20 protein-coding genes, 1 tRNA gene and 1 pseudogene are annotated in these 18,941 nt (G+C 36.8%); 10 read left to right on the top strand and 12 right to left on the bottom strand.

The window, feature by feature from the left end; all coding sequences use genetic code 11:
* The first annotated feature begins 190 nt into the window (after positions 1–190).
* From G6N06_RS10325 to G6N06_RS20055, 5 genes are read left to right on the top strand one after another with little or no spacing between them, the layout of a single operon-like run.
* Positions 191–1,972, top strand: a complete 1,782-nt coding sequence (locus G6N06_RS10325) for an Hsp70 family protein (RefSeq protein ID WP_240338033.1) — start codon at positions 191–193, stop codon at positions 1,970–1,972.
* Between the two features lie 17 nt (positions 1,973–1,989).
* Positions 1,990–2,670 carry a hypothetical protein gene (locus tag G6N06_RS10320; protein ID WP_163516535.1) on the top strand — a complete coding sequence of 227 codons (681 nt, stop codon included), beginning with the start codon at positions 1,990–1,992 and terminating at the stop codon, positions 2,668–2,670.
* The gene (locus G6N06_RS10315; protein ID WP_163516533.1) at positions 2,671–4,443 is read left to right on the top strand and encodes an AAA family ATPase; all 1,773 of its coding nucleotides are present in this window, start codon (positions 2,671–2,673) and stop codon (positions 4,441–4,443) included.
* Position 4,444: 1 nt separating this feature from the next.
* Positions 4,445–4,981, top strand: a complete 537-nt coding sequence (locus G6N06_RS10310) for a tellurite resistance TerB family protein (protein ID WP_163516531.1) — start codon at positions 4,445–4,447, stop codon at positions 4,979–4,981.
* The gene (locus G6N06_RS20055) at positions 4,974–5,213 is read left to right on the top strand and encodes a DUF6804 family protein (protein WP_308469752.1); all 240 of its coding nucleotides are present in this window, start codon (positions 4,974–4,976) and stop codon (positions 5,211–5,213) included. The genes G6N06_RS10310 and G6N06_RS20055 overlap by 8 nt, the downstream gene beginning before the upstream one ends.
* Here the strand turns inward: G6N06_RS20055 and G6N06_RS10305 are convergent.
* The 5 genes and pseudogenes from G6N06_RS10305 to G6N06_RS10290 all read right to left on the bottom strand — a co-directional run bounded on the left by G6N06_RS10305 (position 5,097) and on the right by G6N06_RS10290 (position 8,569).
* Positions 5,097–5,873 (bottom strand): BT4734/BF3469 family protein, encoded by a 777-nt coding sequence (locus tag G6N06_RS10305; protein ID WP_163516529.1) that lies wholly within the window; start codon positions 5,871–5,873, stop codon positions 5,097–5,099. The two genes, G6N06_RS20055 and G6N06_RS10305, sit on opposite strands and share 117 nt — an antisense overlap.
* Before the next feature lie 389 nt (positions 5,874–6,262).
* Positions 6,263–6,349: pseudogene (locus tag G6N06_RS19900) on the bottom strand (XRE family transcriptional regulator); the annotation flags it as partial.
* 240 nt (positions 6,350–6,589) lie between these two features.
* Entirely contained in the window at positions 6,590–6,922 is a 333-nt protein-coding gene (locus G6N06_RS10300) for a hypothetical protein (protein ID WP_205334756.1), read from the bottom strand.
* A 15-nt stretch (positions 6,923–6,937) separates the two neighbouring features.
* Positions 6,938–7,273 (bottom strand): hypothetical protein, encoded by a 336-nt coding sequence (locus tag G6N06_RS10295; protein WP_163516527.1) that lies wholly within the window; start codon positions 7,271–7,273, stop codon positions 6,938–6,940.
* 171 nt (positions 7,274–7,444) lie between these two features.
* Positions 7,445–8,569 carry a HEPN domain-containing protein gene (locus tag G6N06_RS10290; RefSeq protein WP_163516525.1) on the bottom strand — a complete coding sequence of 375 codons (1,125 nt, stop codon included), beginning with the start codon at positions 8,567–8,569 and terminating at the stop codon, positions 7,445–7,447.
* A 176-nt stretch (positions 8,570–8,745) separates the two neighbouring features.
* Between G6N06_RS10290 and G6N06_RS10285 the strand changes: the two genes are divergently transcribed.
* The gene (locus G6N06_RS10285) at positions 8,746–8,964 is read left to right on the top strand and encodes a helix-turn-helix domain-containing protein (RefSeq protein WP_163516523.1); all 219 of its coding nucleotides are present in this window, start codon (positions 8,746–8,748) and stop codon (positions 8,962–8,964) included.
* Between the two features lie 572 nt (positions 8,965–9,536).
* Here the strand turns inward: G6N06_RS10285 and G6N06_RS10280 are convergent.
* Positions 9,537–10,370 carry a hypothetical protein gene (locus G6N06_RS10280; protein WP_163516521.1) on the bottom strand — a complete coding sequence of 278 codons (834 nt, stop codon included), beginning with the start codon at positions 10,368–10,370 and terminating at the stop codon, positions 9,537–9,539.
* An 854-nt stretch (positions 10,371–11,224) separates the two neighbouring features.
* Positions 11,225–11,298: transfer RNA gene (locus tag G6N06_RS10275), tRNA-Met, on the bottom strand.
* Positions 11,299–11,529: 231 nt separating this feature from the next.
* Between G6N06_RS10275 and G6N06_RS10270 the strand changes: the two genes are divergently transcribed.
* Positions 11,530–11,916, top strand: coding sequence for an START-like domain-containing protein (locus G6N06_RS10270; RefSeq protein WP_163516519.1), 387 nt, complete (start codon positions 11,530–11,532; stop codon positions 11,914–11,916).
* Positions 11,917–11,977: 61 nt separating this feature from the next.
* Entirely contained in the window at positions 11,978–12,823 is an 846-nt protein-coding gene (locus tag G6N06_RS10265; protein ID WP_163516517.1) for an aminotransferase class IV, read from the top strand.
* Here the strand turns inward: G6N06_RS10265 and G6N06_RS10260 are convergent.
* The 5 genes from G6N06_RS10260 to G6N06_RS10240 all read right to left on the bottom strand — a co-directional run bounded on the left by G6N06_RS10260 (position 12,820) and on the right by G6N06_RS10240 (position 17,365).
* Entirely contained in the window at positions 12,820–13,380 is a 561-nt protein-coding gene (locus G6N06_RS10260) for a YqgE/AlgH family protein (RefSeq protein ID WP_163516515.1), read from the bottom strand. The genes G6N06_RS10265 and G6N06_RS10260 overlap by 4 nt on opposite strands.
* Before the next feature lie 122 nt (positions 13,381–13,502).
* A complete protein-coding gene (locus tag G6N06_RS10255; RefSeq protein WP_163516514.1) occupies positions 13,503–13,775 on the bottom strand; it encodes an HU family DNA-binding protein in 273 nt (90 codons plus the stop codon).
* Positions 13,776–13,968: 193 nt separating this feature from the next.
* Entirely contained in the window at positions 13,969–14,922 is a 954-nt protein-coding gene (fmt, locus tag G6N06_RS10250) for a methionyl-tRNA formyltransferase (RefSeq protein ID WP_205334755.1), read from the bottom strand.
* Positions 14,919–16,823, bottom strand: coding sequence for a RecQ family ATP-dependent DNA helicase (locus G6N06_RS10245; protein ID WP_163516512.1), 1,905 nt, complete (start codon positions 16,821–16,823; stop codon positions 14,919–14,921). The genes fmt and G6N06_RS10245 overlap by 4 nt, the downstream gene beginning before the upstream one ends.
* Positions 16,824–16,825: 2 nt before the next feature.
* A complete protein-coding gene (locus tag G6N06_RS10240) occupies positions 16,826–17,365 on the bottom strand; it encodes an AAA family ATPase (RefSeq protein ID WP_163516510.1) in 540 nt (179 codons plus the stop codon).
* Positions 17,366–17,457: 92 nt separating this feature from the next.
* Here G6N06_RS10240 and G6N06_RS10235 point away from each other — a divergent pair, with 92 nt between their 5' ends.
* Both G6N06_RS10235 and G6N06_RS10230 read left to right on the top strand, forming a co-directional pair.
* Positions 17,458–17,751, top strand: coding sequence for a DUF493 family protein (locus G6N06_RS10235; RefSeq protein WP_163516508.1), 294 nt, complete (start codon positions 17,458–17,460; stop codon positions 17,749–17,751).
* Positions 17,752–18,292: 541 nt separating this feature from the next.
* A complete protein-coding gene (locus G6N06_RS10230; protein WP_163516506.1) occupies positions 18,293–18,940 on the top strand; it encodes a DUF4290 domain-containing protein in 648 nt (215 codons plus the stop codon).
* The last annotated feature ends 1 nt before the right edge of the window (position 18,941 follow it).

The following is an 18,941-nucleotide window of genomic DNA, read 5'->3' as shown; positions in this document are numbered from 1 at the left end:
TAAAGCTGTACAAATAGAATCGATTTTTAGTGGTTCACTTTCATCCGCTCAAGGTGGTTCACTTTCGCCCGCTGCGCTATGTTCAGTTTAATCCGCTGGAGGTGGTATACTATGCCCGTTTTTTGCACCATATCTTCAGGAGAATTTTTCAATTGATTCGATTCTATCTAACGATAATAAAAAACAGATTTTGCGTAATGCGATGAAATTCTATGCTGAGGAGACGAAAGTTAAACTTTCTTTTAATGATACTCACAATATTCTATCAGATTTAGGTGATATTCCGGGAGAAGATGATGAGGGAGAAGAATTTGAATTGGATATAACGGTGACGCAAGCTGATATTGAAAAAGCACTTTCACCAGTTTTTCAAAAGGCAATAGATGTAAGTAAAAGTCTCTTGGAGCGGAATAATTTAAATGGTTCTTCTTTAGATTCATTAATACTTGTTGGAGGGCCGACATTTTCACCTGTATTACGGAAAATGTTAGAAGCACAAATTTGCAAACCTGACACAAGTGCTGACCCAATGACGGTTGTTTCAACAGGAGCTGCATTATATGCTTCTACTATTGATGTATCAGATGAGGTTAGAGAGCAAACAAGAGATAAAACTAAAATTCAATTAGAAATTGCTAATGAATCATCGACTGTTGAAACCGAAGTGTATGTTCCGATTAAGATTTTAGCTGACAAAATGGAAGGTGAAATTCCTGAAAAAGTATATGTAGAAGTTACAAGAGGTGACAAAGCCTGGGCAAGTGGCAAAATTGAAATTAATACAATTGGTGAAGTGGTCGAAATTCAATTAAATGAAGGTAAAACTAATGTTTTTGAAGTAGCTCTTTATGACAATAAAGGAAATGTTTTAGAAGGCGAGCCATCGACTTTCAGTGTGATTCAGGGTTCTAAAATTGGATATGCAACTTTAGCTTACAATATAGGAATTGAAATAAAGAATAGATCTACAGGAAAAATCATTTTTACTACTATCAAAAATTTGGAGAAAAATCAATCTATTCCAACAGTTGGAACAAGAAACGGGCTAAAAACCCAAAAACAAATTCGACCAGGAATGGATTCTGATTTCATAAAGATTCCAGTATATGAAGGAGAGCATAATGCAGAAGGTACTAGGGCTATTTTCAATGAACACGTAACAGATATAATTATTAGTGGAGTAGATTTACCTTCACTTTTACCTGAAAACAGCGATGTTGATTTAACTGTTAATGTTGACAGGTCGGAACAGATTACTGTTACTGCTTATTTCCCCTATTTAGATTTTTCTTATGAGGCGAATGTTGAAAGAACAGTTTCATCTATTGATACATCTTGGTTAGAAAATGAAATCAGAAAAGCCAAAGGAAGTGTATCTGAATTAAAACGAGATGGAAACGCTCATGATACCAGAATTCAAGAGATTGAAAATGATTTAGAGGAATTGGAAAGGACCTTCGAGAATAACAGAAATGATGTTGATGGAAAACAGGAAGTCTTGAGAAATTTAAGAAAAACCTTAAAGACAATAGATGAAATCAACGAAACAACAGAATGGCCAAAATTGGAAGAAACTTTAAAAGAAGAGTTTTACAGATTAGAGAAAGCCAATAAAGATTTAGGAAATGATCAATCCACACAAGTTGTGACTCAGTTCCGTTCGCAGCTGGATGAGGTTATTCGAGCAAAGGATGTTAAACTTGGAAGTATTTTATTAGAAGAAATTGAAATGTTCTTTTTTAAGTTAACCGAGATCTATCAGTTTATTGGTATGATTAGAAACTTCAATAATAATTTTGGAGATTACTCTTGGAGTAATTCCACCAAGGCAAAACAATTGGTGAATTCAGGTATGGAAAAGATAGCCTATGGCCCTGACAAGGAAGAGTTAAGACAAATATTAATTTCATTATACGATATGATACCAATTACTGAAAGACCAGGTGATGATGATTCTGTATTAGTTGGATAATACTTACTTTTAGGCAAATGAATAATAAATTATTATTACCGCTCTTTTTGTTGGCAATGGTTGTTTCTTCCTGTGAAAGTGTTGCGGAAAGAAAGATACGTTTAGCCAAAGAAGAAAAACAAAAAAATGAATTGGCAGAACGACGCAAAGCCCAAAAAGCTGAATATGAATTAAAATTGGAGCAAGAAGTCATTCAGCGTAAAAAACGATTGGAAGAAGATCGTATTACTAGAAAAGTCCGTCTCGAAAAAGAAAAACAGGAAAAAGCCATCTACGCCAAATATATTAATAATTCTTTGAGTACTGGTGCAACACCATATTCGCTCAATTATGGAGGTAATTCAACCTGTATTGATTATGGCTGTTCAGAAATAAAAGTGAGAACAAGTAACTCCGACGTTGTAGTCATTATCAAAAAAAATGGTAGTGTGGTAACACATGCTTATATCACTTCAGATAGTAGTTATACCTTTTCATTTACAAATGGCACTTATCAGACATTCTTTTACTATGGAAAAGGTTGGAATCCTGAAAAGGAAATGAATGGTGGCAAATTGAAAGGTGGTTTTACAGCTAACGAAGATTTTGGGAAAGATAATCCACAAATTTTGAGCAATAATATTTTGGAATATCAATTGATTTTGCAAGAAAATGGGAATTTCAACACGCGCCCTAGTAACCCTGAAGAAGCTTTATAGATGAGTAAGAATAATCAAATACTATCCAAAGATCAAAGAATTGACAACAAGTATAAGGTCACTTTCTTCCTTAAAAAAGGGAGTTATGCAGAAACCTATCGTGTAAAAGACCAAAATGGGAAAACCAAATTATTAAAGTTGTTTCTCTACTCAAAATTGGATAGAACCCAATTTGATGATAATGATGATGTTTTAGAGATTGAAGTTCTAAAACAAATCAATCATCCTAATTTGGCTAATTACATAGAATGTGGAGAGCTGCTTATACAAAATCAAAAGTATGCCTACGTAATTCTAGACTTCATCAGTGGTGAGACGTTGGCTGATAAGCTAAAAAGAGAGGAGGTGCTAAACACATATGATGCAAAAGATATTATTTTAGGTGTTTTAAATGGGGTGAATTATTTGCACTCGCTTGATAACCCAATTATACACAATGACATTACGAATTTGAACGTAATGTTAGATCTTTCAGGTAAGGTTGTGATTCCTAAAATCATTGATTTTGGCTATGCCCGATTTTTAAGTCAGTCTAACAAGGACTTTTTAAAAGATGGATTAAATCCGTTTTACCAAGCTAATGAGGCTTTTAACAAAGTGTTTTCAACTCAAAGTGATATATTTTCGGTTGGTGCACTATACTACCATTTATTAGAAGGTCTGCCGCCTTGGTTTGTCGAAATCTCAAAATACAAAGTAGATTCGACAAAGTTGGAAGATGCTGTAATAGAAGAACGAAAAAAGACTTTAAAGTTTACCTCCGTTACAGACCATCAAATTCAAAATATAATTCGAAAGGCTTTACAACCAGATACTGAATATCGTTTCAAAAATGCCAAAGACTTTATTAAAGCAGTTAATGGAGAGGTGGAAATAAAACAACTTTCAACACCCCAAAAAGTGAATAATCCAAAACCTAATAAAATTAAAAAAGGGCAAGGATTTTCAGCAATTGCAGGAATGCAGGAATTGAAAGACACCATCAAATTGGATGTTATTGATGCCTTAAATGATAAAGAAAGATATGCTGAATATGGTATAACTATTCCAAACGGAATGTTGCTTTATGGTCCACCAGGTTGTGGTAAAACATTTTTTGCAGAACGAATGGGTGAGGAAATAGGTTTTAACTTTTATCAGCTAAAACCTTCCGACATACAAAGTAAATGGGTAAACGCTTCACAAGAAAATATTAAAAACATATTTGATGAAGCCCGTGAGAATGCCCCTAGCATCATTTTTATTGATGAATTAGATGCAGTTGCTCCAAATCGGGATAATTCAAACGTTAATCATATGAATACAAGTGCTGTAAATGAGTTTTTAGCACAGATGAATAATTGTGGTGACGACGGTGTGTTCATTATCGGAGCGACCAACAGACCCGACTCGATTGATCCGGCGATATTGAGAGCGGGACGGTTAGATAAACTTATATATTTACCACCTCCAGACCTTGAAGCTCGTGAGTTGATGTTTAAACTTTATTTAGAAAATCGACCTATAGAAATAGGGTTGAATTATTCTGTTTTGGCCAAAGAAACAGAAAATTATGTATCGAGTGATATAAAATTCTTATGTGATGAAGCTTCAAGAAAAGCGTTAAAATTAAGATCCAGAATCTCGAAGGAAATATTATTAGAAACAATTAAGAGTAAACGATCTTCAATCAAGATCAAAGATTTGAATAGTTATATTGCTATTAAGGCAAAAATGGATGGTTTAGCAGAAAATACTAACGAACGACCAAGAATTGGTTTTAAAAACAATTAATATGGAAACATTAAACTTTAATAAATTATTACTAAAGACTGCGTTTTCTTGTATGGCTTGTGATGGTAATATTGATAAGCGTGAAATTCAATTGATTAAGAAATTACACATGGAAAAAAGAACCTTTGGCGAAATTGATATTAATTCTGAATTGGATATGTTGTTACTTGCTATAAATAAAGATGGGCACCAATTTTTAAAAAGTTATTTCAATGAACTTAACTCATCTGAACTATCAGAAGCCAACGAATTGAAATTAATTGAAGTTGCGATTGAAACCATTAAAGCGGATGATGTAATTGAGTATAGTGAAATTAAGTTTTTCAAAGTTATTCGTTCGAAATTAAAAATTGACAATGATCCAATTCTTGAAAAACATCCTGACTTTGAGGATTATTTAGAGCAAGACATTATTAGTGATTCGTATTTATCACGACTTCAAGATGACTTTTTTGATACTCATATCTCGCATGAATTTCGATTGATAAGTGAATTAGATGATGATATATTGAATAGTCTTAAAGAATCAAATGAGTAAAAGTGAAACCTTGATAAAGCTCTTACTAGCAATATTGATGTTTTTATGCTTGTTGGATATGGCATACGGTTTTTACCAGTTTGTAAGGTTCGCGGGATTAATTGGCTTTTCAATTTTATCTTATCAAGCTAGTCAACATGGTAGGCAAGCGGAAATGATTCTTTACGGTTGTCTTTCTTATCCAATTGATATAACCATCAGTAATATCAATGTTGTTTCTTTCAATTTCTGAGCTTAGGTTTTCTATGATATCAATAGCATTATTTGAATTGACATCAATCTTATAATTTACTTTATGGTGCTTCTCAGGTGTTTCTTTAATTTCAGGCATATATAATTCTGCATATACATCCGAGAATGGATTACAATAGATGTTAGGATCATAGGATAATAACATACATCTCGCAATGTCTTTGCAAGCACTATCTATTTCTATATTATACTCATCCAAGTAATATTTTTCAAGCGAAAGAAACTGCTCTAAATGGGTGTCAATGGAGGGGTTTATTTTTACTACCAACTTAATGCCATTCCCACTTGGGCTTCTGAATGCTACAAACGTATAAACATCTAAAATTAAGGTATTGAAAACAGCATCATAATCTTCTAAGTCGTCGATGTCTATTTGAATTAATCCGGAATGCTCTTGTAAATGGTGCTTATTTCTTTTTTCGAAAGTGCCAGATAAGGTGACGCAAGGTAATTTCGATTGCTTTAGTCTGTTTTTTTCCTGTTTGTCATTTAAACCTCTCAAGGATTGAATTTCGTTTTTTATATAGCCGTACCTGATAACTTCAATCAATTGATTAATGTCAAATTCGTTGTCTGGTTCTTTGGCTGATAGTAGATTATTATAAAATGAAAAACTGTGTTCTGTATTTATTAATTGCATTCTGTTAATCTAATATTAGTATCTAACCCAATTATATTTACTGGGATAAGGTTTATTACTGTTTACTATTTTATGGATTAACTAATAAAAAATCTGGTTGTTTTTTGAGGGAGGGTTTAAATATAATAATTATATTGAATATGGTGGGTTTTTACTTACAAAATTAGGATGGTAATATGATACTATAAGTAAGATTAGGTATTATTGAAACGAATGTTTTGGATGCAGATGATAAATTGGATCAGGGAATAGAGGAGAAGATCTTAGGGAGTTTTGAGCAGAAGGGTTTCTTGGTAAAAATTTTTCGGTCTAATCACCCGTCATTGCGAGCGAGGCACGAGCGTGGCAATCTCATGTTGATCCCATTTCAGAAGGCTTCCAATACCCCATTACTTCCCCTCAATCAACCGCTCCAACCGCGCCCTCATCTCGTCCTTCTCTTTCAGCATTCGCTCGTAGAGGGCGATTTGCTCGTTATAAAATAGAGCTATTTTAGGAGGGTTCAATTGGTTTGTTTTTCCATGGCTACTGAAACTCGGGATTTTCAAGATTTTATAGGTAAGGCAATATATCTTCCTACCGGTTGCGGAAGTAGTACACCTTAGGAATTAGCCTTAGAAGTAGAATAATATTACATTTTAATTCATTCCTCCACATTTCGCGAAAAGATGCATTCCGAGGAAAGTATGTCGCTATCACAATCTTCAATCCAGTCGCTAAGGTTGTGATTCCAATTGCTTCATCATAACATGGACATCATCCAAAAATTCACCTTCTTCAAATGGTAATAATTTACTGGCCAGTTCCAGCGTTCTTCGAATGTCTCTGCCATGATCCTTAACATGGGGTGGAGAGTATGGATCACCCTGTGTGGCAAGGATACTAACATTGATTAAGGCTTCGATTGTAGAAAACAAATCGAGGTAGCCTTCAAACTGCAAATAAGAAGGTTTGAATTTGTCTTTTTGAATGTCCGATGGTCGCAACGTATCCAATTTATATTTTGCCGATTTTATTAATTTCTTGAGTTCTTTCTTTTTTATTCTCATAACGATTAAGGTTTGTTAAATTGTTGTTTGCGCTCTATAAAACTCGTTAATGTGATCCATTAAGGCCTCCTCGCCCCAAGGCAATAAACGATTGGCGATTTTCAAGGTTTGCTGAACGTATTCGTCCTCGTTTCTTTCCAAGATGTCATCCGTTTCGGATTCGGGATCGATAACTTTCATGGATAGATAAATTAAGGCGCGCACGGTCAGCAACAAATCAGTATGGTCATCCACATAAAAATATGAAGGTTGGTATTTGCCTTTAAAGTGTAGATGGGGAATTAGGATTGGGGTGTTGTCCGTCTTGTGATAATTTAGTTTTTCTATAAGTTTTTCTTCAGGGTGCTTCATGATCATTTATTTATGAGTTATATGTTTCTGTGTGGCTTAATCTCAACCATATCTAATGGAAAAATTCAATAAACTTTAAGAGTTCATCACCAGTATAAAAAGGGTTATTGAATACGCGACAACGTTCATCTACACGTCGTTTTTCATGGTTTTCATTTTAAAATGTTAACGCTATGGTTCCTTAACCGCTAACAACTCCTTAACCTTATCCAAGAAATCCATCTCCTCATAGGGTATCATTTGTAGAGCATACCCAAGAACTTCACTTATATTATTTTCTGGTTCCTTAATAAGATGATTTGGGCCATAATCTGCTTCCAAAGCCATAACGCAGACCTTTAATAAGTTGGCTATCATAAAGGACGTTTCAAGATAGCCATTAGCCAAAAGGTTTATGTGGAAAATATCTTTCCTATGAGGGTGCGGTTTTAAAATATAAAAATGTTCCTGAGTAAGTTTTTTTATCTTATCCAAAATCAATTCGCCATTGGTATCCGACATTTGTTTTTCAGAAGAATCTTGTTTATTTATAATCTTTTTACAAGCAGACATTTTCTCTGTAAATAAATTGGAAACTAGCGTTTCAATTAGTTTTGCCTTCTCTTGGATGTCGAGAACTTGTTCTAAGTTGATATGGTAATTGTTTTCATAACGTGTAGTGATATAAGCATCATCCAGCAACTTTAAAAGATTAAGTTCTTCTTCTATCTCGGTTTTGAAAAGTTTTCCGAGGTGTGGGGAATATGAACTGATGTACGTCTGGAGTTCTTTGATGCTATGGCTTTTGCGCTCCTTTCCCATAGTCAATAATGCACCGAATCGAAACCATAATTCGATATATTGATGGAACATGTAAGCGGCATGACAAAGATTGTTTTTCTCGACAAAAAAGAGAGCGCCATCCATAAAAGCTGTGATTTTATTTTGTTCTTTTTCAAATGCTGACTGTATATGGCTCAGTGTTTGTTCGGAACATCTATATTCGTAAAAGTTGTCTAATTTTTCATCAGGATGCTGATACATTAGTTTTTCCCATACACAACCATGCACAAAAAACAAGTTGTCTTCTTTTAGTTGTTGAAGTGCATATTCAAACGAAAATATCCTGTATAGATAATTTGTTTCTTCCTGAAATATTTTGGCGACCATTGCTGATAATTCTTTGGTCAAAGATGAGCAACTTCCTTTGAGGATTACAATTAACAGTGATTTGCCATCCTGTTGGAATTCAATTTCTGTCTTATAAATAGACCTTACTTCAAGACAGTTGATAAGCTTGTTTATTACCGATTCCATATTTGAGTTGTTTATTTCATACATAATCAAAAAAATGAATTTGCATATTCGGACAAATATTTCATATAATCGGAACTAATGTACATAATTTAAGACATAATAACAAATAAAAGTTTAGAAAATCGGAAAGCTTTATCTTATATACTAACTTTATATACTGAAAACAGGATATACATATGACAAATTTAGGGCTCTACTTTGCTAAAAAATCGATAAATAGATCGGATGTATCTCGTAAAACTGGCATTAGCAAAACAAGATTAAGTGAGCTTTCGAATAACCGAAAAACACAATTGAGAGTGAATGAGTTATACTTGATTTCTCTTGCTATTGACGAAGATCCATGTGAATTATTAAAAGAGGTATGTAAAGACCTAAAACTTCCTAAAGGTTAAATTACAGACCATTAATTTTGGGGCTAACCGCTTATTTTTTTTGCCCTATAAGAGTTTAAATCCTGACAGATTAATTATTATTTTGGGTTGGATGCGGTCATGGGTATTGTTGAATTAAACTATTTTCTTATTGGCAATATGGAAGAGCATCCATTTTACACGTTTCCCCAATATGTAGGCACTTAAGAAAGTATTATCAAGTTTAATATGACTTTGAAACCTCTAGCTTAGTTGGCAGCCATTAAAAAAACGAAACCAAATTGAGTCATCTAATTGAAATCCGTAAAATTCAACCATCATATCAGCTTACTTTTGGATTTTTAGAATTAGCAAGAGAAATAAATCAACATCATTTCATTCCCACCAGAAAACACATATGTTCAACGCTAATTATAAATTAAATTAGCGAATAGGAGAGCGGATCATGTCCTGCGCTGTTGCTAATAAACTGGACACCAAACGCATTGATTGTTCAGCGTTACCAATAAGATTCAAATGTGCTGATCTATTCGAAGAACAAAACAACCACCAACATAGATTGGGAACCCAATGACGTTCTGTGTTCTAAACAGTTAAACAACCTCTATAATCCGAACCCCACGCAAAGTTTCCAGGCCATAAACCTCATTGGCTATTATTTCATAATAGGAGAACCCTAAGATAGCTATTCCCGTATATGAAGGAGGCACAGCCACCTCAGGAATCAGGTCAAACGAAGTAGTTTCTGTATCAACGTCCAAGAAAGCAGTCGGCGAAACCACCAAACTATATTGAAGCGTATCAAAGTTAAAGTCTAAAATGCCAAGTGTAATTCCAAGGTGTGTGGCCGTTAATGGAGCTTTGAAATTGGAAGTATTAAAATTGGCAATATGTAATGTTTGTGTGTCCCAATCAAAAAAAGCGTTCCGGTACAGTGCATCTAAGATGGCGCTAGGGGGAGTCAATTCAAACCGCCTTAACAAGTGTTTGCCTTTGGCGGTTTGCAGACCCCGGTACACCCTGCGATTGCCACGCTCAGAAACCGTGTCCAAAGTTTTGAGTTGCAAGAACAGTTGCATCAACCTTGAATGAAATTTCTTGTCTTGAACCGCGCTCATAAAAGGCAGCAGCGCCAAACGAAATTGTTTTTTGACTCTACTGCAATGCCCAAATTCGCTGGCATTCTCACGTACCCGTTGCATACTAGCTTGGGTGCGAATGGCATGGCCATTAAATCCACCGCCTGCTTTTCTGGCATAGCCCACGCCCTTGGTGATATAAAAATTGATGTCGCCAATGGTCCCTGTAATTTTAAAAATTCCCTTTTGTCGTGCCATAGTGAGGCTAAAATAGTGTAAATCAGTCATATAAACAATAGGTATAGCGTATCTATAGCGTATATACTCCTGGTTTACTCCGTATATCATTGCGGTTAGCCTTTGGTAAGGCCCGTAACGCCCATGCCCAATCATTAGCAGTCTCTTGTTGGGATGGTTACTACTACTTTGAGAAATTTATTAATGACCCAGCGACTGTCTTTTGGCAAAATAGATGGACCAAATCTTAATCCACAATCGTCAAACTTCATCGGGTCTTAATAAATTGTGAACCACAAACTTTATAGCTCATTTTAAAATCGGATCAAAAACTAGGCTTGTGTTTAAGCAAAACTTATGCGAGAATCATATCCAATTCCTAAACTGTTTGCAAAAAAAACGGTTTAGAGTGAACTAAACCGTTAATTTTAATGCAATTACAATACGTAGCAGATCGGGACTTGAACCCGAGGCCTCCGGGTTATGAATCCGACGCTCCCCGCCCGAACGTACCTTTCCTGCCCGAATGAATCCGTTCAGGCGGGCGGGACGGGCGGGTAACCAGCTGAGCCTGTCCGAATGAATTCGTTCAGACGGACTACCTCGCCATTAATTTTACTCATCGAAGAGCATCAGACTTTGAACTCGATTAACTCTTTTATGTATTTCGCGTCGATTCCTTTTTTTAAATGTGCTATTTGTCGTTATAATCTTTCTTCAGTAATGCTTTTTAATCTTAAATCCTCTCTCCACGTAGCTTTGATCCGTAAATGGTAAACCTTGTCTTTAAATTTACCGTCAGACATAATTTTATATATCAATTGATAGGTACATGAATAATCATTACCTAGATCTTCAAATTCAAAAGTATCCCATCTTATATAAGTTGTAGAGAAAACCACAAATATTTTAGCAAATAAAAAAGTCAAGACTTTGACATCTTGACTTTTCCATCATTTACACTGTAGCGAGATCGGGACTTGAACCCGAGGCCTCCGGGTTATGAATCCGACGCTCTAACCAGCTGAGCTACCTCGCCATTAATTATATTTTTCGAACACCATCAGATCCTCAATTCCATCTTTTCCATTTCGGAGCAGACTCAGGTTTGGACTGACGCTGCGGTGCCATAATTTAAGGCTGCAAATATAAAAACATTATTAATCTCACCAAACAATAAAACCATAAAAATGCATTAAAATTATTTTTGCCAATTTGTCTTTAAACTAAACAATTAATTATATATTGAGCGGGTTAACATAATACACCTATGCAAGAAAAAATAAAATTTGAAATGGAGTTTCCCATTCAGTCATCTCCTCAACTATTGTATCAATATATATCAACACCTTCAGGATTGTCTGAATGGTTTGCAGATAACGTCAACTCTCGCGGGGAGTTGTTTACGTTTATATGGAATGATAGCGAAGAGAAGGCAAAGTTGCTTAGTAAAAAAAGTGGCGAACGCATCAAATTCAGATGGATGGTCGATGAAGATGAACCTTATTATTTTGAAATCAGAATCCAAGTAGATGAAATCACTAAGGACGTGTCCATTATAATCACAGATTTCATTGATGAAGATGAAGTGGAAGAAGCCAAAATGCTCTGGGAAAATCAAATCTCCGATTTAAAGCAGGTTTTAGGCTCTGCTTAGGCCGACTCTTTTGTATAAATAGTATATTTGTCTCGATTTTTTAAAACGTCGAGACTTTTTTATGGTTAATTTTAACGGTACCCTTCACGAATCTTCTTCAAATCTATTGTCCCTCGAAAACAGAGGTTACGCCTATGGCGATGCACTCTTTGAAACCATCAAGGTAGTGCACGGGAAAATCCTGTTTTGGGAAGATCATTATTTTAGATTGATGGCCTCCATGCGAATTCTGAGGATGGAAATTCCTATGGACTTTACCATGGAATTCATAGAAGGCGAAATCCTAAAGACGGTCGAAGCCAATCAATTGATGAAAGCCACCGCACGAGTGCGCATGAATGTCCACCGCGTGGAGGGCGGAAAATATACTCCAACCTCCAATGATATCAATTATAACATCATCGCAGAGCGATTGGAATCTGATTTTTACGCATTGAACACTGGGCCGTACACAATCGAGTTGTTCAAGGATTTTTATGTGGCTCCAGGCTTGTTGTCAACCTTAAAGACGACCGGTAAAAACATCAATATCCTGGGCAGCATTTTCGCCAAGGAAAATAATTTTGAGAATTGTTTGTTGCTGAATACCGAAAAGACAGTGGTAGAGGCCTTGAACGGTAACTTGTTTTTGGTCAAGGATAGGGTCATCAAAACGCCTCCATTATCGGAGGGATGTCTGAAGGGCATCATGAGAAAACAGATTATTGAGCTGGTCGAAAAGCTTGAAGGTTATATTTTTGAGGAAGCACCCATCTCTCCTTTTGAACTTCAAAAAGCGGATGAACTGTTTATAACCAATTGCATAGTGGGCATTCAGCCTGTCACCAATTACAGAAAAAAGGAATTTACAACAGAGGTTTCAAAACTGCTGATAGAAAGACTGAATATGAAAATTAGGCTGTCTTAATTGTAAGTAGGGTTTTCAGGGGCATTTGACCAAATACTGTAGTCGCCACCCAATTCCAACATCTTTTCTTTCCAAAAAGTGTCATCCTTTTTTTCAATAATGCCTTTTTTGTAGATGTTTTCAGTGACGATCCAGGAGTTGATTTCCAGTTCGCTTTCCAATTGGGAAGGTTCCCATCCGGAATAGCCAAGGAAAAACCGAATGTCACAAGGTTTGATGGCGCCTTTATTGATAAGGTTGAGCACCACATCAAAATCGCCACCCCAATAAATACCCAACGAAATCTCAATACTTTCAGGTATTAAATCTGGGATTTTATGTATAAAATAGAGATTGTCCTGTTCAACAGGACCACCATTATACACTTTGAACTCGGCATCAGTGTCCGGAACCAAATCTTTTAAGGTGTATTTCAAAGGTTTATTTAATATAAAACCTACAGACCCTTCAATGGTATGATCGGCTAATAAAATAACGGAACGGTTAAAAGAAGTGTCACCAATAATGGAGGGCTCAGCTATCAGAAGATGTCCCTTTTCGGGCTTAATTGTAATCATAAGTCATGATTTGGAATTAAATCTAAAACATATTTTCTGAAAATCCAATAAATTTGTTAAAAAAAACACATAAAAAAAGTCCACCCGAGTGGAGTGGACCTTATAATATATCTAATATGATCTTAGTTTACAGCGGCACTTAAATCAGAACCAGCCTTAAACTTTACTACGTTTTTGGCTTTGATTTGGATTGTTTTACCTGTTTGTGGGTTTCTTCCCTCTCTTGCTGATCTTTTAGAAACTGACCAAGACCCAAATCCTACTAAAGATACTCTATCACCTTTTTTTAAAGTACTTTCGATATCAGTTAATAAAGAATCTAATGCTTTTTTAGCTGCTGCTTTTGTAATTCCAGCGTTTTCAGCCATTCCATTGATTAAATCTGTTTTGTTCATAAAATTGAAATTTTAATTATTAAATAATAGTTGGGTTAACATTTTGTCAAAACCTCATACAAAATTATACGGAATATTCATTCACGCAAGTAATGACAAGGGAAATGCAAATTTTTGTTGATAACTTTGACCATTTGTTAATAAAGCTGAAGCGTTTTGGACGATTTCCTGTAATATCAGTGTCCATAAGGGTTTACAGCATTTTGTCATCTTTATTGAAATTAAATCCATTCAAAAGCGACTTGATATCCATTTTTCGCTTTCCTGGTAACTGCATTTCATCAACAAATAGATAACCACCTTTGACTGCGACTTTTAACTCGTTTTTACTCGAGATAATCGTTCCCGGTGCTTCTGAATGCGAAGTGTGTTCTTTGGATACCCCAAACAATTTGACCGTTAATTTTTCATCCTTCGTCTTAAGATAGCTCCAGGCTCCCGGAAATGGATTCAGACCTCTTATTTTGTTGTAAATGACATCCAAATCCTGGCCCCAATCAATTTTGCAATTGTCCTTATTGAGCTTGTAGGCCGTTTTTGGTTGATCAACCTTGGGCTGTACCGTGGTCTTGACCTTCCCGCTTTCTATCAGTTTAAGGGTGTCAATAACCAATTCGCTTCCCAGCTCTTGAAGCGTGTCATGTAAGGTTCCAACGGTTTCATCATCTTTTATCGAAACTTCTTTTTGTAGGATAATAGCACCCGTGTCAATTTTATCATCAATAAAAAATGTGGTCACTCCCGTTTTTTTCTCGCCGTTGATCACTGCCCAATGTATGGGGGCTGCACCTCGGTAATCGGGTAGAAGGGAAGCATGTAAATTAAAGGTGCCGTAGGCCGGCATGTTCCATACCACTTCGGGCAGCATTCTAAAGGCGACAACAACCTGTACATTGGCATTTAAGGATTGGAGTTCCTTTAAAAAAGCCTCATCCTTTAAATTGGTAGGCTGCAAAAGTTTTAAATTTTGGGAAAGGGCGTAGGTTTTTACATCAGACTGCTGCAGTTTTTGTCCGCGCCCCGCAGGTCGGTCTGGCGCCGTGATGACACCAACGATCTCATAGTCGTTTTCTACCAATAGTTTTAAAGTGGCCACCGCAAACTCTGGGGTGCCCATAAATACAATCCTTAAATCGTTCTTTTTCATGTGTGTTTTATTTTGTACAAATTGTCGGGAGTGATGGCCAGGATATTGTTGGCAAGCATCCGCTGGAGTGTTTCCAAAACTGCATCTTCTGGATGCTGCATCTGATCAACCAAGGCCCTTGAACTCAATGGTTGGTTTTCCAAAAGTAAAATGATCTCGTGAGATATGCTTTTTATGGACGCCGTTTTGGTTTTTGGCTTTTTTGAGATGCAAAACGAACAAATCCCACATGGTGTGCTGTTCTTCTCACCAAAATACTCTAAAAGCTGAATGCTCTTGCATTGACTTTCATCAGAAATATAAGTAATGACCGCATCAATTTGATTTTCTTTTAAGCGTTGCTGTTGTTCTATAATAGTGGCAATCCGGTTGATGGTCTTGTCATCTTCCCGCGGTTGAAGAAAGGTGAGTTCAGAATCGGTGTTGGAGTGTTGAAATGTCACCACCTCATCTTTATCCAATTGCTGAAGGATATTTAGCACTTGGTTTTCATCAACATTCGACTTTTCTGCAACCAAAGTGAGATTGATTTTTAGTTGATGCTCAAAAATACCACCATAAGTTCGCAAAATAGCCTTAATAACGGGTTCAAAATTTTTATGGGTGTTCAGGTAACCAAATAACGCCGGACTGCTAATGAGGAACTGGAGCTTGGTTTGATGGTTGAATTGCTGCGATAGACTAATGATGCTGTTGCGATCCAGTATTTGAAGGGCATTATAAGTTGTGCCCGTAGGAAACCCATAGGTTTTACAGAACACGTTAAAGTTGAACTGATGCTGTGTCAAGTGGCCTTCGCCATAAGAAATCTGAAAATAGTTGCACAGCTTGCGGTACACTTGTTTAATAAAATCGACGGTAGGAAGGCTGCTTAAAAATTGATGTTTCAGCTGTTGTTCGTCCGATGCATTCTTTAGGATGACCGCAAAGGCCTTCTCGCCATTCCGCCCCGCACGTCCTGCTTCCTGGTAATAACTTTCGAGACTTTCGGGCAAATTGATATGGATGACGGTTTTGACATCCGCTTTATCGATTCCCATTCCGAAGGCCGTTGTGGCCACCATGACCGTTTTTTGGTTAGTGGTCCATTGTTCCAAATGTGCATTCTTTTCTTTGCTACTTATACCGCCGTGATAGTAAGTAGCGGATATGCCCTTCGATTCCAAGAATGCATGAATCTCCAAAGTGGCACGGCGTGTCCTGACGTAAATAATGGAGGTCCCTGGATATTTGTTTAGAATCTGTTCAATTTTGTAATGCTTATCATTGGTATCCAGGACCATATAGGCAAGGTTTGGCCTTCTAAATGACGCCTGAAATACCTTAGGCGCCATAAAGTCCAATTCGATCATGATTTCTTGAACCACCTTGGGTTTTGCCGTTGCCGTAAGGGCAATCACGTTGACTGACGGGTGCAGTTGGCGTAAAATGGCAATATTCTTATAGGCAGGCCTGAAATCATTTCCCCATTGGCTGATGCAATGCGCCTCATCTACAGCAATCAAATTGACCGGCATTTGCTGGATCCTGTCCTGGACCAAAGTCTGTTGCAACCGTTCTGGAGAAAGGTACAGAAACTTGTAATTCCCATAAATGCAATTGTCCAAGAGAGTATCTAAGGTATTGTAGGGGATGCCACTGGTAATGGCCATGGCTTTAATGCCCTTGGCTTTGAGTTGATCCACCTGATCTTTCATTAGGGCGATCAATGGAGAGACCACAATGCAAATCCCGTCCCTTACCAAGGCGGGAATCTGAAAGCAAATGGATTTTCCCCCACCTGTTGGCAGCAATACAAACGTATCCTCGTTGTTTAGGACCGCATTGATGATCTCCTCTTGCAATGGTCGGAAGGAGGTGTGTTGCCAATAGCGCTCTAAAATGATTATAGGATGTGACATCGCTATAAATTTAAGGAATCTAATATGAAGTCTGCGCGATTTTTGACAGTATCAAAGGGAATAGGGATCAAATGATACCCAAATTTTTTATAGATGTTTAAAAGCTGCTCATGGATCTCCTCTGACTGCTCAAAAGTTTCATAGCGCACATTGTCACTTTGGAAAATAGCTTTCCATGGAGTGACGATAAAAACAGTATCATAGCTGCTGTTTTGGCAGATGTTCACGAAGCTTTCAGGATACTCACTGCCATAAAAATCCATATATGCCAAAACATCAGGAAGGCCCCGATCAAGGAATATGGTGCTGTTTTTGTAGGAATCGGCTTCAATAAATTGTTTTGCCCGTCCTTCTAAAAGCAATTTACTGAAGAGTAGGGGCTGGGTTAAAAAAAGCTGTTCTATCCCATTTTTCCTCGCATCGAGCGTGACTTGTCTCGAAATTTCTTCGAAGCAAATATGCCCTCTTTTCTTTAATTCTTCTATTATGGATGATTTTCCAGTTCCTGGGCCACCCGTAATAACAATCTTCTTTGTGCTCAATTTGGCAAGGTTTTGGCTGCAAAAATCGTAATTTTAATAGAAATTAAAAAATGTAAAGTAAAATGTATCTTTGCAGATGAACACGAAACATTATGAGTACAGAAAAAAATCAAGAGGAATTTTACGTTAAATTAAGAGCACAGCTTTACGCAACGGCAAGCTGGCCATCTGAATATCTTTATAAGTTTATTGTCGTAACAGAGGGCGATAAAGTGCAACAAATAGAATCTGTTTTTGATAATATGGGGGCGGTGATAAAAACCAAACCTTCAAAAAATGGAAAATATACCAGTGTGTCCATTAATTTACAGATGTCAACTCCAGAAAATGTCATTGAAAAATACAAGGAAGTGACCGAGAATGTGGAAGGGGTGATTTCGTTGTAGGGTTTAGTGCGGAGTAGGTAGTGGGTAGTGGGTAGTGGGTAGTGGTGAGAGAGGGTGGTGGTGAGTTTTGACTGATGACGGGAGACGGATGACTGGTGACGGATGACTGAAGATTACTTCGTACTTTTTAGAGTGATGAGTGATGAGTTATGAGTGATGAGTGATGAGTGATGAGTTATGAGTTATGAGTTATGAGTTATGAGTGATGAGTGATGAGTGATGAGTGATGAGTTTTTGAGTGATGACGGACGACCGGATCACTGAAGACTGTCGACTGAATATTATTTCTTATTGTTCAGAGTTATGAGTGATGACGGATGAGCTCTGACGGAAGACCGATAACTGACTTACCATCGCACACTGTCTGCGGCACTCTGCACAATCTGCGGGAAATTTCAGTCCTTTTATAAGATCTGAGGCCTGAAGACTGATTTTTTCGAAACTTTTAGGGCACAATTAAGCTTTCTTTGTTTTTTTTCGTATTTTGCAGGCATGCACAAATTACTACGATGCATAACATTTAATACTACACTTAATTATTTTGATAGACAATTTAGAATACAATACAGAGCGTGAACATTTGATTATTCCTGAATACGGAAGGCATTTGCAGAAGATGATCAACTACGCTAAATCGCGTGAAACAAAAGAAGAGCGCAACAAGGTTTCGAAGGCCATTATTTCGGTAATGGGCAACTTACAACCTCATTTAAGAGATGTTCCCGATTTTCAGCACAAGCTTTGGGATCAGCTATTCATCATGGCCGATTTTGATCTGGATGTGGATTCTCCTTATCCAAAACCGATAAAAGAGGAATTACAGGCACATCCTGAACCTTTAAAATATCCGCAAAACTTTCCGAAATACCGTTTCTATGGCAACAACATCAAAACGATGATTGATGTGGCCAATACTTGGGAGGACGGCGAATTAAAAGAGGCTTTGATCTATACCATTGCCAACCACATGAAAAAATGCTTCCTCAACTGGAACAAGGATACTGTGGAAGATGATGTTATTTTCAGTCACTTATATGAGCTGTCTGGAGGAAAAATCAATTTGAAGGAAGAAGATGAAGACTTGTCTGATGTTACTACATTGATGAGAAACAAAAAGAAATATTCTTCGGGCACCAAGAAATCGCACTCTAAAAAAGGCGGTTCTAGCCGTAATAGAAAACGCTACTAAA

Source organism: Gelidibacter japonicus, assembly GCF_010725055.1.
In the GTDB taxonomy this organism is placed as follows: domain Bacteria; phylum Bacteroidota; class Bacteroidia; order Flavobacteriales; family Flavobacteriaceae; genus Gelidibacter; species Gelidibacter japonicus.
The sequence above is the reverse complement of the archived record's forward strand: the minus strand, read 5'-3'. Positions and strand labels throughout refer to the sequence as shown.

Bases quoted from the DNA above. Each gene is read 5' to 3' on its own strand.
- G6N06_RS10285 (WP_163516523.1), top strand. From the start codon at position 8,746: ATGACAAATTTAGGGCTCTACTTTGCTAAAAAATCGATAAATAGATCG.
- G6N06_RS10245 (WP_163516512.1), bottom strand. From the start codon at position 16,823: ATGTCACATCCTATAATCATTTTAGAGCGCTATTGGCAACACACCTCC.
- G6N06_RS10305 (WP_163516529.1), bottom strand. From the start codon at position 5,873: ATGCAATTAATAAATACAGAACACAGTTTTTCATTTTATAATAATCTA.
- G6N06_RS10310 (WP_163516531.1), top strand. From the start codon at position 4,445: ATGGAAACATTAAACTTTAATAAATTATTACTAAAGACTGCGTTTTCT.
- G6N06_RS10260 (WP_163516515.1), bottom strand. From the start codon at position 13,380: ATGATTACAATTAAGCCCGAAAAGGGACATCTTCTGATAGCTGAGCCC.
- G6N06_RS10265 (WP_163516517.1), top strand. From the start codon at position 11,978: ATGGTTAATTTTAACGGTACCCTTCACGAATCTTCTTCAAATCTATTG.
- G6N06_RS10270 (WP_163516519.1), top strand. From the start codon at position 11,530: ATGCAAGAAAAAATAAAATTTGAAATGGAGTTTCCCATTCAGTCATCT.
- G6N06_RS10320 (WP_163516535.1), top strand. From the start codon at position 1,990: ATGAATAATAAATTATTATTACCGCTCTTTTTGTTGGCAATGGTTGTT.
- G6N06_RS10315 (WP_163516533.1), top strand. From the start codon at position 2,671: ATGAGTAAGAATAATCAAATACTATCCAAAGATCAAAGAATTGACAAC.
- G6N06_RS20055 (WP_308469752.1), top strand. From the start codon at position 4,974: ATGAGTAAAAGTGAAACCTTGATAAAGCTCTTACTAGCAATATTGATG.
- G6N06_RS10280 (WP_163516521.1), bottom strand. From the start codon at position 10,370: ATGATATACGGAGTAAACCAGGAGTATATACGCTATAGATACGCTATA.
- G6N06_RS10300 (WP_205334756.1), bottom strand. From the start codon at position 6,922: ATGAGAATAAAAAAGAAAGAACTCAAGAAATTAATAAAATCGGCAAAA.
- fmt (WP_205334755.1), bottom strand. From the start codon at position 14,922: ATGAAAAAGAACGATTTAAGGATTGTATTTATGGGCACCCCAGAGTTT.
- G6N06_RS10235 (WP_163516508.1), top strand. From the start codon at position 17,458: ATGAGTACAGAAAAAAATCAAGAGGAATTTTACGTTAAATTAAGAGCA.
- G6N06_RS10290 (WP_163516525.1), bottom strand. From the start codon at position 8,569: ATGGAATCGGTAATAAACAAGCTTATCAACTGTCTTGAAGTAAGGTCT.
- G6N06_RS10295 (WP_163516527.1), bottom strand. From the start codon at position 7,273: ATGAAGCACCCTGAAGAAAAACTTATAGAAAAACTAAATTATCACAAG.
- G6N06_RS10255 (WP_163516514.1), bottom strand. From the start codon at position 13,775: ATGAACAAAACAGATTTAATCAATGGAATGGCTGAAAACGCTGGAATT.